The sequence below is a fragment of the Flavobacterium sp. NLM genome, assembly GCF_002210235.1.
GTDB classification, from domain to species: domain Bacteria; phylum Bacteroidota; class Bacteroidia; order Flavobacteriales; family Flavobacteriaceae; genus Flavobacterium; species Flavobacterium panici.
Window position 1 is genome coordinate 262,417 of sequence record NZ_LIAC01000007.1, and the last position, 15,377, is coordinate 277,793.

The window sequence follows — 15,377 nt, forward strand, 5'->3', positions numbered from 1 at the left end:
ATGTTCCAAATTTTGCGAGAACAAAGGTAGTTATGAATTCCTAATTTTCAATGTTTAATATCAATTTACTTTCGGCACTTTGACATTTCTTTTGCAATTGCAATAGACTGAGGGTTTTCTGTTTTTTCCAGTTCCGAAATTATGTTTTTATAATTATGATCATCGCGGTTTTGAGACAATTTTTTGGTAGCCTGAATTTCACCAATTTCTATTTCAAAACCAAAAATCCCTCTGGCTTCGCGCATTGTTTTTACAGATAAATCTTCAACACGAACAGGATTTTTAGAATTTGCTTCGTATTTGTCAACAAGTTTTTTCAGCTGTTCTACAGATGTAGTGTAATCTACAATCTTAATTCTTCCATAAACATGTACGGCTATATAATTCCATGTTGGTACATTTTCATGATCGTACCAAGAGGATGAAATATAACTATGCGGACCTGTAAATACGGCCAAAACCTGATCGTTTTCTGCAAAACCTTCAGCTTGCGGATTCAGTTTAGAAATATGTCCCTGCAGGATTTCTTTTCCATCAGCATTAATTTCCAGTTCTATCGGAATATGCGTGGCACATAATTTCCCGTTAGTCTGATTGATCAGAATCCCAAAACTATTCTCTTTTAAAAAAGTTCTGATTGATTCCGGATCTTCATCTTTATATAGCTCAGGTGTGTACATTTTGAGAATTTATTTTCAAGATTTCTTTGTGATGCATTCACTTCAGCATCAATATGAGTTCTTAAAGTTTTCAAAACGAAGATAAAGATTTGCGGATAATTCAAAGGTACTTTCTGTAACTTTTTCGGTTTTTGATGTGTTAATTTATAAGGAAGATTTTTTAATCATCAATATAAAATTCAGTTCGTTTTTTTTGAGTTCAAATAAATCTGAATTACGCTTAGATATAAAATAGTAACTCCAATAAAAGTAAAAATTACGCCTTCGATCAGGCATTGTGTTCCAAAATCGTCAGAGCAAAAAGTTCTTATGGGGCGGAATAATTGGGATATTATTTCTTTTCTGAAAAACTTAACCCTTAAAAGAATGTACAATACAATTGCCACTATAATTGTATTAAGTGATGAAAGTTTACTTTTCCAGTTTATAAAAGCAAGTGTGCAAATACCTATTAATGAACCTAAAAATATCCAAACGTATACGCTAGGCCAAAAGTTGAAAATGCCTTCATTTGTGGGTAATAATTTGTTCCAATATTGCGAATGTTGGTATTGTGAATGTGTTTCTGCCCAGATGATTTTTTCCGATACGGTGTAAAATCTAAGCTGCAGAATACCATTTATCAGGAAAATCAATCCGAATATTTGGAGCAAGATAACTTTGATATTTAATTCTTTCATTAAGGTTTGGTTGGTAAGCTGGTAAAGTCTGAGTTTTTTTAGATAACATTTACTTCAGCTTCAATTTGAATGCCAAAGATTTCGAAAACGGTTTGCTGGACTTGTTTCGAAACATCTAAAATTTCCCGACCTGTTGCATTTCCGTAATTTACTAAAACCAAAGCCTGATTTTTATGAACTCCCGCATCGCCAAAACGTTTTCCTTTAAAGCCTGCCTGTTCAATAAGCCATCCCGCAGGAACTTTTACTTCGGTTGGTGAAACTTCGTAAAACTTCATTTCAGGGAATTTTTGATGAATTTTTTCGAAATCAGATTTCAATAAAATGGGGTTTTTAAAGAAACTGCCGCTGTTTCCTAATTCTTTTGGATCAGGTAATTTGCTTTGTCTGATAGCAATTACAGCGTTGCTTACATCTTTTAAAGTAGGTTCAGAAATATTATTCTTAGCCAGTTCAGCCAAAATATCTCCGTAAGATGTATTGATTTTATGATTGCGTTTTGTCAATTTATAAATTACCGAAGTAATAATAAATTGATCTTTTACTTCATGTTTAAAAATACTTTCGCGATAACCGAAATTACATTCAGAATTGGCAAAAGTTTTTATTTCCTGTGTTTCAATGTTCATTGCTTCGCAGGAAACGAAAGTATCTTTGATTTCAGTTCCGTAAGCACCAATATTTTGAACTGGAGTTGTACCGACATTTCCCGGAATTAGGGACATATTTTCTAATCCGCCAAAATTATTGTCGATTGTCCAAAGCACGAAATCATGCCAGGTTTCCCCAGCCTGACTTTCAACCCAAACAAAATCATCATCTTCCTTAATGATTTTTTTTCCTTTTAAATCGATATGAATGACCAATGCATCAATATCTTTTGTTAAAAGCATATTGCTCCCGCCGCCAAGAATAAATTTCTTCTCGTTTTTGTTTTCTTCTAAAATAATTTTCAGTTCTTCAACAGAATGTACTGCGACAAATTTTTTGGCTTTAGCTTCAATACCGAAAGTATTATAGTTTTTTAAAGAAAAATTGGATTGGATATGCATGTGTAAAAGGCTTTTTAATCTGAGGTCAAAAGTAAGGATTATAATTTATTTCAATTGAGTTTTGACATCAGAAAGTCTTTTTAAGCGAATTTACTTTATTGCCTCAATAAATTGCTGCATTTCTTTCATTGTTCCAATAGTAATTCTCGTCCATTTTCCGTTTTCTTCATAGATTTTGGTTCCCTCAATATTGTTGGCTTCTAATTGTTTAAAGAAATCCTTTTTATAATTTTCAAGAGAAAAATAAATAAAATTGGAATAAGACGGAATGCAGGTTAAGTTAAGCTGTGTAAGTTGGTCAATTGTATATTTCTTAACTTCTTCATTTAAAGAATAAACTTCCTTAATAAACTTTTCATCATTTAAGGATGCCATAGCCGCAGCTGTTGATACCACACTAACTGATAAATTTGGAGATGATTTTAAAGCACTGAGTTCGTCAATAGTTGATGATGCCGCAATGGCATAACCGATACGCGCGCCAGCTAAACCATGCATTTTTGAAAAGGTTTTAGTGATAATTAAATTTTTGTTTTCCATTACAAGACTGCTTAATGATTGCTCTTTTGTGAAATCGATATAAGCTTCATCTACAAAAACAATGGCATTTTTAGATGCTTCTTTTACAAAAGAAACCAATTGTTCGTGATCGCATATTGTACCTGTTGGATTATTGGGATTACAGATATAAATCATTTTTGTGTCTGAATCAATTGCTTTTAACATTGCCGCTAAATCATGCTTTTTGTCTGCAGTTAACGGAACCGTAATTTTTTTTATCCCTAATTTTTCAGAAGGAAATGTCCAATAGTTAAAGGTTGTTTCTGCAAGTATGTAATTTCCCTTTTTTAAAGCAGTATATTGAAGAACTAAATCTAAAATTTCTGTTGAACCGGCACCTAATAAAATATTATTATCAGAAACATTATTCTTTTTTGCAATAAGAGAAATTAATTCTCCCGAAAGATTCCAGCCGTATCGATTGCTATTATTGATGCTTTTTTGCATGGCAGAGCGAGCGAGTGGAGAAGGTCCATAAGGATTTTCATTGGATCGTAATAATATAGGAGATTTGTCTGCATCTAAAGAAATATAATTTTCTGGCGAAGGATTTGCAAATGCTTCAAATGAAGTTAAACCTAATCCTATTGTGCCTAAACCTACTTGTTTTAACCAATTTCTTCTATTGCTCATATTATTTTAAGAATTAAATTACACAATCCATTATAATAGTATGTCGTTGAGATTGAAGAAAAGTTACGAAGGTTTTTTAACCGCAAAGACACAAAGTTTACGCAAAGTTCGCTAAGCTTGGTTTTTATTGCGGGAATGCCTGAAAGCTTTTTTTGTTAAAAACAGGCTTCTATAAAAATTACACCATTATAATTTGCTATACCGGCTTGGAAATCTTCTATTTTTGATAAAAGAGATTCTGCATTTTGGCTGAAATAATGAATTGAATCACTGTACATTTTTGAATAATCACTATTCATGTCTTTTAAAGTCTCAAAAAATAAACATGCAGCTTCTTTTAGTTCTGTTTTTCCTTCTACATTTTCTAGCTTGTTTATTAATTCAAACTGTTCTTTTGTATTAGTTTCTGTGTTAGAAATTATAAACTTAATCATTAAGAAGGTTAAAAAATCTAATACTAAATTCATTTCTTCTGCATTTGAAAGAGTATCTAATTCTTTCCAAAAATTGTCTTTTTTAATTGTGCTATAGTAGTTGTTTATACCATTGATGCCAAAAAAGAATAAATCATTTTCGAATTTAGTGTTAAATGACTCAATTTCTTCTAAGCCTAATTCAATAAGAAATTTATCAATGTCTTCATTATCATTATAATATTTATGTACCCAATCCATTATCATCTCAAATTCAGAAGGGTTAATTTTGTAAAAATCTGTTTTTACTTTGAAAATTAATTGTTCAAATGAAATTTTTGTAAAAATTGAATTTTGGGTTATTTCAATTACATAATCTCTGAAGTTGGTAATTTGTTTGTCTTTAAAATGATATAATTGTTTAGGTTGCAATTTTATATCATTCAGTTTTGATAATAATGTAACGGATGTTTTATTCTTGTCGACTTTATAATAGTTGTAATATCCACTCATTTATCTTGTGATTTTATATAGAAATAAGATTTTATTTGTTCAGCAACTCATGATACTTATCAGCAATAACCTTCATATTAATATCGTAATTAGCATTTTCCTCTACAAATTTTCTATTTCGAATAATGGCCTCATTTCGGGATTCAGGATTTTCAAAAGACCAGATTAATTCATTGGAAAGTATTTCAATGTTGTCAATTTCAATTAATTGCCCGTTTTGACGATGCGTAATCCAGCTTTGATTTCCTGCAATATCAGAAACTACAGGATAACAATTGCAAGCCATAGCTTCAAATAAAGATGCCGAAACGCCTTCGGTAATTGGCATGCTGATATAAATATTCGATTGCTGTAATAATTTAGGAAGTTCAGTATTTGGGATTCTTCCCGTAAAAATTACTTTGTTTTCGATTTGCAGTTCTTTGGCTAAATCTTTCAAAAATTGCAATCTTGTTCCATCGCCAACAATTGTCAGCGAAAAATCAATTCCCTTTTGATGTAAAATACCAAATGCTTTTAAAATAGAATCATGTCGATATTCCGGCTGTAGCGAACGCGTTACAATTGCTTCAATTTTATTGGAATGGTTTGTTGAAGCTGTAAAAAGTGATAAATCAATTCCTTTCGGAAGAACCAAAACTTTGTTCATGTCAACGCCAATTTCTTTCATAGAAATCGTCATAACTGGTCCCCAAGCATGAATTAAATGTGCTTTTTTGAAAGCATATTTCTGAATGAACTTTTTAAATGGATATAAAACAGAATCTTCCGGCCATAAATCAGTTCGGCCTTGTTGTGCGATTGCAATAGTTTTTGAACCGGACAAAGCAGCAAGAAATCCGTAACTTGTAGTTCTTTCCGCAATAACCATGTCCGGTTTTTCATTTTTGATTATTGTTCGAATAGAAACAGGAGCGAAGAAATATTCTAAAATACGTTTGAATCGGTTAAGTTTTGAATTACTCGGAGATTGAAGTTCCCAGGTGATAATTTCAAAATCGCCAAATTCTTTCAGGCCTTTCATCCATGTTATAGCATCGGCGCGGTACGATTCTCCAAGAAAAAGTATTTTTCTTTTCATTAAAATGAGTTTTTTTTTCGCCACAGATTTCACAGATTAAAAGGATTTTTTTTTGCCACAAATTACACGAATTAGCACGAATTTAATTAGTGGAAATTTGTGTAATCGTGGCAACTTCAATTGTGAATCATTTTAATCTGTGAAATCTGTGGCAGATAAAATTAAGATTCATCAGTGTCTAAAGCACGATTTATGAATTCGTTTAAAGGTTTTAAAGCAATCAGTTTTTTGCTCATTTTTGAAACGAAATCTTTTTGAGTCACTTCAGAAATATCATATTTTTGAGTCGCAGTAACACTTTTCAGTTTTAGAAATTCAATTGCCGGATGATCTTTTTCATAACCTCTTGGCATACCTTTAAGAGAATTATTTTCGTTTACATCTAAACTTCCAAATTCTTTTTTAAAATTTTTATCCGCCAAAATAGCTTCTAAATCGTCATAAAAAAAGGCAATTTCCTTGCGGACTTTTTTCAAATCTTCCGCTTCAGGCGAATAAAATCCGCCTGCTATAAAACTAGCTCCTTTTTCAATATGAACATAATATCCCGAACGATTCGCGCCTTTTGCGCCAGCCGACATCCAAACGCCCAAATGCGCTTTATAAGGAGATTTGTCTTTAGAAAAACGAATGTCCCGGTTAATTCTAAAAGTACAATTTTTAACCTCCAATAATTCCAGCGAAGGATCAAGCGGTTTCATTACATCCAGAAAATCACTTACTAATTGATGATAGTCTTTTTTGAAGATTTCATAACGTTTTTTATTGTCCTGAAACCAATCTCTATTGTTGTTCTTTTTTAAATCGTCTAAAAATTGCAATGATTCTTTCGTAAGCATATTATGTGTTTTTATTGCAGTTGTTTTAAGTTCGCCACTAATTACACGAATTTACACTAATTTTTTAATTGCTTATCGCTCAACTTTGACAAAGTTTTGATTCGTGAAAATTCGTGGAATTAGTGGCAAAAAACTTTACAAATTAAATATCTTATAAGTTTGATGCGTCGATTTTACAATCGCTTCGGTTCTTTCCGGGTGTGTATCTGAAATAAAAAGCTGTCCAAAAGTTTCGCTGTTTACCATTTCGACAATTTTGGCAACACGGGTTTCGTCCAGTTTGTCAAAAATATCATCAAATAATAAAATAGGTTTTACACCGCTTTGCTTTTTTAAAAATTCAAACTGAGCCAGTTTCAAGGCAATCAAAAAGGATTTTTGCTGTCCCTGCGATCCGAACTTTTTTATGGGATGAGAATCAATTTCAAAAGATAAATCATCTTTATGAACTCCAGAAGTTGTATAATGTAAAGCTCGGTCTTTATTGATATTTTCCTGTAAAAGGGTCAATAAATCTTTTTCAAACAAATGACTTTCGTAAACCAGTTGAACCGTTTCTTCAGAACCCGTTATGGTTTGATGATGTATATTAAATATAGGTATAAATTGTTCCAGAAAATCTTTTCTCTTTTCAAAAATCGATTTTCCGTATTCATTTAACTGCTCATTATATATAGATAAGGTATCATTGTCAAAAGTATGATTGAGTGCAAAATATTTCAAAAGCGCATTTCGCTGTACAATGACTTTTTGATATTGAATAAGCTGATGCAGATAAGTCGAATCTAACTGCGAAATAACACTGTCCATAAATTTACGGCGTGTTTCACTTCCTTCTACAATTAAATCTCGGTCGGCCGGAGAAATGATTACCAGCGGAATAAAACCAATATGATCGGAGAATTTATCGTAAGCCTTTCCGTTTCTTTTTAGAACCTTTTTTTGACCTTTTTTTAAACTGCAGACAATTTGTTCTGTTCTGTCGTTTTTTTCTAATTCGGCATCAATAACAAAAAACTCCTCTCCGTGTTTGATATTTTGAACCGCCAGCGGATTAAAATAACTTTTTCCGTAAGCCAAATGATAAATGGCATCCAGAACATTGGTTTTTCCAATTCCGTTTTTTCCAACAAAACAATTGATCTTGATGTCGAAATCAAAACTGGCTTCAGCGAAATTTTTATAATTGAATAAAGAAATTTTGTTTAAATGCATTTTTAAGAAACTCTAAAAGGTAAAATTTGATGTTTTTCTATTAACTCTTTAACTTTTTTCTGCCACTCCCGATAGCTATCGGGATAAAATGATTAAAAAGATTTTTTGCTGAGGCTTTTTAATCTGTGTAAATCTGTGAAATCTGTGGCTAAAACTAAGTTTTAGCTCAGAAAAGTGGTATTTAAAATCATCAAAAATTTGAGGGTGCAAATTATCGAAAATTATCGATATAAAGGACTTTTGGTACGTTTCAAGTTGATTTATTTTGGTGCTGATGCGAAAGGAGTTAGCGTTATTAAAAATATTTGTTTTAAAATAGTGATAAATTTGATTTTTTATGCCACAGTTTCAAGAAAAATTTTATTTTTGCCGTTCACTAAATTAATTTTAAATGGCTACTTACAATAAAAGAGGATATAAAGCACCAAAAGAGAAGGAAGTTAAAGAAGTAAATGAAGAACAACAGGTAATCATTGACGAAAAAGACAGCACAACAGCTGGTGTTTTTTCTAAATTAGACGAAACTGCTTCAAGAACTGAGGATTGGGTTGCTAAAAATCAAAAAATCATTATTGGTTTAGTTGCTGGTATTGCAGTTGCTACTATTGGTTATTTGGCTTACCAAAAATTTATTGAAAATCCTAAACAAGACGAAGCTGCAAATGAAATGTTTGTTGCACAACAGAACTTTCAAAAAGCTGTTGATGGTGTTGCAAGCGATTCATTATATAAATTAGCATTAAACGGATCTGAAGGTAAATTTGGATTTGTGAAAATCGCTGACGAATATTCTGGAACTGACGCTGGAAATTTAGCAAATTACTATGCTGGTATGGCATATTTAAATACGGGTAAATTTGACGATGCTATTAAGTATTTAGGAGAATTTAAATCAGATGATTTAATCTTAAGCGCTTTAGCAAAAGGAGCAATTGGAGACGCTTACTCTCAAAAAAACAATCAAAAAGAAGCTTTAGATTATTATGTAAAAGCTGCTGAAGCTAACAAAAACGATTTTACAACACCTCGTTTCTTGCTAAAAGCTGCTAAAACGGCTATCGCTTTAGGTCAAAAAGAAGACGCTTTAAAATATCTAAACGATATTAAAGACAACTTCGATGCAACTCCAGAAGCTGGTGCTGTTGATGCCTTGATTGGATTAGCGCAATAATAAAATTTCTAGAGTTCAGATTTTAGATTTTAGATTTGTATTTTTACAATCTGAAATCAAAATTCTAAAATCTTAAATATAAAAGATGGCTACCGAAAATAAAAATTTATCAGAATACGATAAAAACACAATCCCAAATGCGAAAGACTTTCGATTTGGGATTGTTGTTTCTGAGTGGAACGATGTTATAACAGAAGGACTTTACAATGGCGCTTTTGATGCACTTGTTGATTGTGATGTTCCTGCGCAGCAAATTATTCGCTGGAATGTACCAGGGAGTTTTGAGCTTATTTATGGTGCAAAAAAAATGCTTCAGACACAAAATGTCGATGCAGTAATCGTAATTGGATGTGTAATTCAAGGAGAAACAAAACACTTTGATTTTGTTTGTGAAGGTGTAACGCAGGGAATTAAAGATTTGAATGTTCAAACTGATATTCCGGTTATTTTTTGTGTTTTAACAGATAATAACATGCAGCAGTCTATTGACAGAAGCGGCGGCGCTCACGGGAACAAAGGAACCGAAGCTGCAATTGCTGCCATAAAAATGGCATACATTCGTCAGCAGGCTTCTATCTCACACGCTTTCAATCAGCCTTTATTAACTTCTGGTGCACTTCAGATAGAAGATTCTCCAAGAAAAATAGAGAATGAATAATATCTATGGATGAATTTTTCTGTAAAACAAGAGTCTTTTGGGCAATTTCTAGAATTCTGTTAAGTGTTTTTATTTTCTGGAGTTCTTTTAATATATTAGAACGTTATCCAGATTCTTCAGATTCTCCAATAAGTATGTTTATTTGGGTTTATGCAGTTTGTATCGTAATAGTTGCTATTAATGAATTTAGAGAAGAAGATTCTAACAGATTTTTTCTCTTTATAGTTGGTATAAGCTCATTCATATTTGCTCTTTTTCTTGTTTATATGACTCTTGGTCGTCTAAAACCCGGATATGGAATATTGCTTTTTGTAACTTTTGTCTGGCTGGTTTTAGTGGGATTAAAAGATATACTAGGAAATCACTTTTATATTACAGAATAAACACATTTGTTTTAAAAATATTAAAACCTATACTGTGTCACAATAGTATAGGTTTTTTGTTTTTTTTATGATTTCACATATTCAAAAAGCCAGTAGAAATTCACTAAATTTGTGCTGCTTGGTTTAGATTTAAATCAAAAATCTTAAATCGTTAATCTACAATCTAAAATTTTCAATGTCGAGTATTATTCAATTACTTCCTGATCACGTTGCTAACCAAATTGCTGCTGGAGAAGTGGTTCAAAGACCCGCTTCAGTCGTAAAAGAGCTGTTAGAAAATGCTGTTGATGCAAAGGCAACTGATATTAAATTGATTATAAAAGACGCCGGTAAATCATTAGTTCAGGTTATTGATAATGGTGTAGGAATGACCGTTACAGATGCGCGTTTGTGTTTTGAACGTCACGCTACATCAAAAATTCGTCAGGCCGAAGATTTATTTTCTCTTGCTACCAAAGGTTTTCGTGGCGAAGCATTAGCTTCTATTGCGGCAATCGCGCATATGGAAATGAAAACGAAACAAGAACAAGACGAACTCGGAACTCATATTATTATTGAAGGAAGTAAATTTGTTTCGCAGGAAGTGGCAGTTTTACCAAAAGGAACATCATTTGCCGTTAAAAACTTATTTTTTAATATTCCGGCACGTCGTAATTTCTTAAAATCAGATACAGTTGAATTTCGACATGTCATGGATGAATTTCAGCGTGTAGCTTTAGCGCATCCAAACATTCATTTTAGTTTTTATCATAACGGAAGCGAATTGTATAATCTTCCAGCAGCAGGATATCGCCAGCGTATTGTTGGAATTATGTCTGGTAAAACCAACGAAAAATTGGTTCCTGTAAATGAAGATACAGAAATTATAAATGTTCAGGGATTTGTGTGCAAACCTGAATTTGCCAAGAAAAACAGGGGAGAACAATTCTTTTTTGTAAACGATCGTTTCATTAAAAGCGGTTATTTGCATCATGCAGTTATGGCTGCTTACGACGGACTTTTGAAAGATGGCTCTCAACCGAGTTATTTCTTGTATCTGCAAGTTCCGCCAAATACAATCGATATTAATATTCATCCCACAAAAACGGAAATTAAGTTTGATGATGAACAAGCCTTATATGCTATTTTAAGAGCTTCGATCAAACATAGTTTGGGACAGTTTAATGTCGCTCCGGTTTTAGATTTTGACAGAGATTCAAATTTAGATACGCCTTATCATTATAAAGATGTAGAAGCAGAAGTGCCAACGATTCAGGTTGATGGAACTTTTAATCCTTTTACTGATGATAAAACCAATCAGCATTATGCAAAAGCGGGTTCAGGATCAGGTTCTGGTTATAGCTCTGGATCTTCTTCCTCTTCAAACTCATCTTCGTCTTATTCTGGTTATTCAAAAAGAGTAGAACCAACAGTAAGCTGGGAAAGTTTGTATGTCGGATTAGATGTTGAAAATGCTGAAAGTATCGAAAGTTCGCCATTTACATTTGAAAACGAAGAAGTAACATCATCTTTATTTAATGATGATGAGGTGGAACAGGCAACTCAAAAAACATATCAAATTCATAAAAAATATATTGTTTCGCCAATAAAATCAGGAATGATAATCGTTGATCAGCAGCGCGCACATCAACGTATTTTATACGAACAATTTTTGTTGAATATGACTGTGAATCAGGCTTCAAGTCAGAAATTGCTTTTCCCTTTAGATTTATTTTATTCTTCTACAGAAATGAAATTAATCGAAGAATTAAAGCCTTCGCTAGAAACAACCGGATTTATTTTTGAAGAAGCTCAAACAGATCACATTGTAATTTCAGGAATTCCGGTAAACATTACCGAAAGTGAAGTTTCTCTTGTAATTGAACAATTACTAAGCGATTTGCAAGACGGAATTCCGGCAAGCAGTTACAGTCAAAATGATACTATTGCCAAATCGATGGCTAAAAGTTTAGCGGTTAAAACAGGATCTTATTTAACTGAAAAAGAACAAGACAATCTAGTAAACGGTTTGTTTGCTTGTAAAGATCCTAATATTTCACCTTTTCAAAAACCAACCTTCATCACTATGCGTGTTGAAGATATAGATAAAAAGTTTGCCTTATGATGAACATGACTCCAGTAGTTAAACAACTGCTAATTATTAATATTATATTTTTTATTGGTGCTCAGTTAGTGCCAGTTTCTTACGAATATTTCGCGCTCTTTTTTCCGGAAAACCCGGGATTTAAAGTTTGGCAGCCTATAACACATATGTTTATGCATGGCGGATTTGCTCATATTGCATTCAATATGTTCGCATTGTATTCATTTGGGTCAACATTAGAGCATTTTTGGGGAGCAAAGAAGTTTTTGTTTTTCTATATCTCTTGCGGACTGGGAGCTGCTTTAGTAAATTTTGCTGTTAATTATTATTTTTATCAGGATAGTTTAAATATTTTATTGGCAAATGGTTATCAAAAAGCGGATATTCTTAATCTATTAAATAGTGGAAGAATAGATACAAGATGGGAGCAGATTTTGACAGCTTCAGAATTTAAGCATTTCACGAATGCCTATTTGGGAACTGTTGTAGGTGCATCTGGTGCTATTTACGGTTTACTGGTAGCATTTACTTTTATGTTTCCTAATGCAGAACTTGGAATTTTGTTTATACCTATTCCGATAAAGGCGAAATATTTTGTACCAATTTATATGCTTTTATTTGATGGTTTTTTTGGGATTTTTGGAAGTTCTTTTATGGGAATAGATTCTGGAATAGCTCATTATGCTCATATTGGTGGAGCTTTGTTTGGATTTTTGATTATGTGGTACTGGAAAAAAAATCAGTTTAATAACAATCGATGGAATTAATTTTTAACTTTAATTGATTAAATTTAAAAACCAAAAGAAGACTTTATGAATATTCTTGACGATTTAAAACTTCAATATAAATTGGGCGGCATTGCGATGCAGGTTATTTATTGGAACATCGCTTGTTTTCTTATTTCCCTAATTTTTTTCTATCAGTTTTCTACCGGTCAGTTTGTTTTTCCAAATTGGCTTGCATTATCATCATATCCTCAGGTTTTCGTGTTTAAGCCCTGGACATTTTTAACGTATGCATTTTTTCATTTCGGATTTTTGCATTTGTTATTTAATATGATGGTTTTAAATTTTGCAAGCAATTTATTCCTGACCTTCTTTACTCAAAAACAATACTTAGGATTATATATTTTAGGCGCAATTTTTTCAGGAATTGTATTTGCCTTGAGTTTTTATGTTTTAGGAACTTCAGCTTCAATAGTTGGCGCATCGGCCGCTATTATGGCAATTTTAGTTGCTGCAACAACTTATCAGCCTTTAATGAATGTTAGGTTTCTTTTTGGAAATGTAAAACTCTGGCATATTACAGGTGTAATTTTACTTTTAGATTTAATGCAGCTGCGCCTTGAAAATATGGGCGGACATATTTCGCATTTAGCCGGAGCATTTTTTGGTTTTATCTTTATTAAACTGCTTCAAAACGGAACAGATTTAAGTATTATTGTTTCTAGAATATTAGATTTCTTTGCTAATCTTTTTAGAAAATCCCCAACGACCCCATTTACAAAAGTTCATAAAAATTACAAAAAACCTACAGAAAAAGCGACATCAAGAATTGTTACAAAAGACAAAACGCAGCAGCAAATTGATGAGATTTTAGATAAAATCAGCCAGTCGGGATACGACTGCCTGACAAAAGAAGAAAAAGAGTTTTTATTTAAAGCAGGAAAATAATCCTTAGCAAGAAAATATGAAAAACCTTTCGTGGTTTAATAAAATAATGTTCTTTTTGAATATAGTGCTGACTGTGGTCACATTTAGTGTCTATATTTTGCCGTTTTTAGCACCTAAGAGCTTTCCGCTTTTATCGGTGCTTACTTTGTTCATGCCGGCCTTTTTTGTGGCAAATGGACTCTTCTTTTTATATTGGGCAATTCAATTCAAAAAACGACTTATTTTATCTGGTTTGGTTTTGCTTACCGGAATTACTTTTATCAGCAAATTCTATAAATTCTCTGCTAAAGAATATGTGAAAGACGAAAGGGATTTTTCTGTAATGAGTTATAATGTGCGTCTTTTTAATGTCTTTAAATGGCTGGATCGCGATGATATTCCGGAAAATATAAAAACTTTCATTGATGAAAAAGATCCTGATATTTTATGTGTTCAGGAATATTCAAACTCGGCGCATTTAGATTTAAAAGTGTATCCGCACCGCTATATTTTTATTGAAGGAAACCAGGTTAAGACTGGACAGGCCATTTTTTCTAAATTTCCTATTATTGACGAAGGAAACATCATTTTTCCTAAATCAGATAATAATGTAGTTTATGCTGATATTAAACGCGGGAAAGATATTATTCGTGTTTATAATATGCACCTGCAGTCTATTAAAATTTCTCCTGACGTAAGTGAGATTTCTGATGATATTGATAAAGTAAACCAGCAAAAATCACAGCGTATTTATGCCCGAATCAGTAAAGGTTTTACGCAGCAGCAGGAACAAGCTGAAATTTTTAAGGAGCATATAAAGAAATGTAAATACCCGATTATTATTTGCGGAGACATGAATAACAGTCCGTTTTCATATGTTTACCGAAATATTAAGGGAAAACTTAAAGATGCTTTCGAAGAAGCCGGAGAAGGTTTTGGAGCGACTTATAAATTTAAGTATTACCCAGCCCGAATTGATTATATTTTTACCGATACTAAAATGAAAGTAAAGCAGTTTGAAAGCTTTTCTGATTTCGAAAATTCCGATCATTACCCAATAATGACCCGACTTTCAATTGATCAATTTTAGATTATTTTCTGAGTTTTTAAATAATCCATTGCAAACTTACCTTCGTTAAAAAGTAAATCCAAAACACTTAAATTGTTGATAAAACCATGTTTGTCATCAAAAACCTGAGTGTATTTTTCGAAAGAATTTTGATCTTTTTTTCCGTTTGCTAAATATCTGAAATCAGAAATATTTTCTACTTCATGAAAATATTCAGCTGTTTTACCAAATTCTATTTTCATTCGAAGACACTTTGTAACCGTATCAAAAACTTCCATATTTAAATCCATCAGGAAAGTGTGTTTCTTTTCGAAAATAGGCACAATATCGTCTTCAAAATACTCAAAGAACGGCGAACTTCTATAAGCTGCCTCTAAGGATTTAAAATGCTGTTTCTGCCAGTCAAATTCATTTTCGATCAATACATCTTTTGTCTTTTGATGTGCAGATTTAGAATGCTTAACAGGAATGTTTAATAATTGAATTCCGTTTGGACTATAGATGTAAGTTCTGTTTCTATTTGTCTGCTTTTGAAAATTATCTTCCATTTCAAAAGTTATATTCTCAGATTGAGCCATAACTGCAAAATGGCTAATGGATGGAAAATATGTAGGAAGTAATAGGGAATTCATTTGATTTTTGTTTTAAAAGTTTCAGGTTTCAAGTTTCACGTTCGCAAAGAACCTGAAACCTA

At 32.3% G+C, this 15,377-nt stretch carries 16 protein-coding genes; 7 read left to right on the top strand and 9 right to left on the bottom strand.

Features of this window, described 5'->3' with window-relative positions; all coding sequences use genetic code 11:
- Positions 1-65 precede the first annotated feature (65 nt).
- The 8 genes from APR43_RS10780 to recF all read right to left on the bottom strand — a co-directional run bounded on the left by APR43_RS10780 (position 66) and on the right by recF (position 7,667).
- Positions 66-680 carry an FMN-binding negative transcriptional regulator gene (locus APR43_RS10780; RefSeq protein WP_053472405.1) on the bottom strand — a complete coding sequence of 205 codons (615 nt, stop codon included), beginning with the start codon at positions 678-680 and terminating at the stop codon, positions 66-68.
- A gap of 179 nt (positions 681-859) precedes the next feature.
- A complete protein-coding gene (locus tag APR43_RS24320; protein WP_123959136.1) occupies positions 860-1,360 on the bottom strand; it encodes a hypothetical protein in 501 nt (166 codons plus the stop codon).
- Between the two features lie 38 nt (positions 1,361-1,398).
- A complete protein-coding gene (gene murB / locus APR43_RS10790; protein WP_053472403.1) occupies positions 1,399-2,412 on the bottom strand; it encodes a UDP-N-acetylmuramate dehydrogenase in 1,014 nt (337 codons plus the stop codon).
- A gap of 90 nt (positions 2,413-2,502) precedes the next feature.
- Positions 2,503-3,606, bottom strand: a complete 1,104-nt coding sequence (locus APR43_RS10795) for a pyridoxal phosphate-dependent aminotransferase (RefSeq protein WP_053472402.1) — start codon at positions 3,604-3,606, stop codon at positions 2,503-2,505.
- A gap of 155 nt (positions 3,607-3,761) precedes the next feature.
- Positions 3,762-4,532, bottom strand: a complete 771-nt coding sequence (locus APR43_RS10800; protein ID WP_053472401.1) for a hypothetical protein — start codon at positions 4,530-4,532, stop codon at positions 3,762-3,764.
- A gap of 31 nt (positions 4,533-4,563) precedes the next feature.
- Positions 4,564-5,613 (bottom strand): glycosyltransferase, encoded by a 1,050-nt coding sequence (locus APR43_RS10805; protein WP_053472452.1) that lies wholly within the window; start codon positions 5,611-5,613, stop codon positions 4,564-4,566.
- Positions 5,614-5,774: 161 nt separating this feature from the next.
- Complete coding sequence (locus APR43_RS10810; protein WP_053472400.1) at positions 5,775-6,452, bottom strand: DUF2461 domain-containing protein; 678 nt, start codon at positions 6,450-6,452, stop codon at positions 5,775-5,777.
- 135 nt (positions 6,453-6,587) lie between these two features.
- Complete coding sequence (recF, locus tag APR43_RS10815) at positions 6,588-7,667, bottom strand: DNA replication/repair protein RecF (protein ID WP_053472399.1); 1,080 nt, start codon at positions 7,665-7,667, stop codon at positions 6,588-6,590.
- A 391-nt stretch (positions 7,668-8,058) separates the two neighbouring features.
- On the opposite strand from recF, the gene APR43_RS10825 reads away from it, so the two are divergent.
- The 7 genes from APR43_RS10825 to APR43_RS10855 all read left to right on the top strand — a co-directional run bounded on the left by APR43_RS10825 (position 8,059) and on the right by APR43_RS10855 (position 14,704).
- Positions 8,059-8,838 carry a tetratricopeptide repeat protein gene (locus tag APR43_RS10825; protein ID WP_053472397.1) on the top strand — a complete coding sequence of 260 codons (780 nt, stop codon included), beginning with the start codon at positions 8,059-8,061 and terminating at the stop codon, positions 8,836-8,838.
- A gap of 85 nt (positions 8,839-8,923) precedes the next feature.
- Positions 8,924-9,496, top strand: a complete 573-nt coding sequence (ribH, locus tag APR43_RS10830; protein WP_053472396.1) for a 6,7-dimethyl-8-ribityllumazine synthase — start codon at positions 8,924-8,926, stop codon at positions 9,494-9,496.
- Positions 9,497-9,501: 5 nt separating this feature from the next.
- On the top strand, positions 9,502-9,879 hold the full coding sequence (locus APR43_RS10835) for a hypothetical protein (RefSeq protein ID WP_053472395.1): 378 nt from the start codon (positions 9,502-9,504) through the stop codon (positions 9,877-9,879).
- Between the two features lie 175 nt (positions 9,880-10,054).
- Positions 10,055-11,983 carry a DNA mismatch repair endonuclease MutL gene (mutL, locus tag APR43_RS10840; RefSeq protein ID WP_053472394.1) on the top strand — a complete coding sequence of 643 codons (1,929 nt, stop codon included), beginning with the start codon at positions 10,055-10,057 and terminating at the stop codon, positions 11,981-11,983.
- Positions 11,980-12,729, top strand: coding sequence for a rhomboid family intramembrane serine protease (locus APR43_RS10845; protein ID WP_053472393.1), 750 nt, complete (start codon positions 11,980-11,982; stop codon positions 12,727-12,729). Before mutL ends, APR43_RS10845 begins: the two co-directional genes overlap by 4 nt.
- 45 nt (positions 12,730-12,774) lie before the next feature.
- A complete protein-coding gene (locus tag APR43_RS10850) occupies positions 12,775-13,635 on the top strand; it encodes a rhomboid family intramembrane serine protease (protein ID WP_053472392.1) in 861 nt (286 codons plus the stop codon).
- Positions 13,636-13,651: 16 nt separating this feature from the next.
- A complete protein-coding gene (locus APR43_RS10855) occupies positions 13,652-14,704 on the top strand; it encodes an endonuclease/exonuclease/phosphatase family protein (RefSeq protein WP_053472391.1) in 1,053 nt (350 codons plus the stop codon).
- Here the strand turns inward: APR43_RS10855 and APR43_RS10860 are convergent.
- Positions 14,701-15,315 (bottom strand): WbqC family protein, encoded by a 615-nt coding sequence (locus APR43_RS10860; RefSeq protein WP_053472390.1) that lies wholly within the window; start codon positions 15,313-15,315, stop codon positions 14,701-14,703. The genes APR43_RS10855 and APR43_RS10860 overlap by 4 nt on opposite strands.
- Positions 15,316-15,377: the final 62 nt, after the last annotated feature.

What these genes read in the sequence shown, in the direction of transcription:
- APR43_RS10780 (WP_053472405.1), bottom strand. Translation starts at nt 680, where the DNA reads ATGTACACACCTGAGCTATATAAAGATGAAGATCCGGAATCAATCAGA.
- APR43_RS24320 (WP_123959136.1), bottom strand. Translation starts at nt 1,360, where the DNA reads ATGAAAGAATTAAATATCAAAGTTATCTTGCTCCAAATATTCGGATTG.
- murB (WP_053472403.1), bottom strand. Translation starts at nt 2,412, where the DNA reads ATGCATATCCAATCCAATTTTTCTTTAAAAAACTATAATACTTTCGGT.
- APR43_RS10795 (WP_053472402.1), bottom strand. Translation starts at nt 3,606, where the DNA reads ATGAGCAATAGAAGAAATTGGTTAAAACAAGTAGGTTTAGGCACAATA.
- APR43_RS10800 (WP_053472401.1), bottom strand. Translation starts at nt 4,532, where the DNA reads ATGAGTGGATATTACAACTATTATAAAGTCGACAAGAATAAAACATCC.
- APR43_RS10805 (WP_053472452.1), bottom strand. Translation starts at nt 5,613, where the DNA reads ATGAAAAGAAAAATACTTTTTCTTGGAGAATCGTACCGCGCCGATGCT.
- APR43_RS10810 (WP_053472400.1), bottom strand. Translation starts at nt 6,452, where the DNA reads ATGCTTACGAAAGAATCATTGCAATTTTTAGACGATTTAAAAAAGAAC.
- recF (WP_053472399.1), bottom strand. Translation starts at nt 7,667, where the DNA reads ATGCATTTAAACAAAATTTCTTTATTCAATTATAAAAATTTCGCTGAA.
- APR43_RS10825 (WP_053472397.1), top strand. Translation starts at nt 8,059, where the DNA reads ATGGCTACTTACAATAAAAGAGGATATAAAGCACCAAAAGAGAAGGAA.
- ribH (WP_053472396.1), top strand. Translation starts at nt 8,924, where the DNA reads ATGGCTACCGAAAATAAAAATTTATCAGAATACGATAAAAACACAATC.
- APR43_RS10835 (WP_053472395.1), top strand. Translation starts at nt 9,502, where the DNA reads ATGGATGAATTTTTCTGTAAAACAAGAGTCTTTTGGGCAATTTCTAGA.
- mutL (WP_053472394.1), top strand. Translation starts at nt 10,055, where the DNA reads ATGTCGAGTATTATTCAATTACTTCCTGATCACGTTGCTAACCAAATT.
- APR43_RS10845 (WP_053472393.1), top strand. Translation starts at nt 11,980, where the DNA reads ATGATGAACATGACTCCAGTAGTTAAACAACTGCTAATTATTAATATT.
- APR43_RS10850 (WP_053472392.1), top strand. Translation starts at nt 12,775, where the DNA reads ATGAATATTCTTGACGATTTAAAACTTCAATATAAATTGGGCGGCATT.
- APR43_RS10855 (WP_053472391.1), top strand. Translation starts at nt 13,652, where the DNA reads ATGAAAAACCTTTCGTGGTTTAATAAAATAATGTTCTTTTTGAATATA.
- APR43_RS10860 (WP_053472390.1), bottom strand. Translation starts at nt 15,315, where the DNA reads ATGAATTCCCTATTACTTCCTACATATTTTCCATCCATTAGCCATTTT.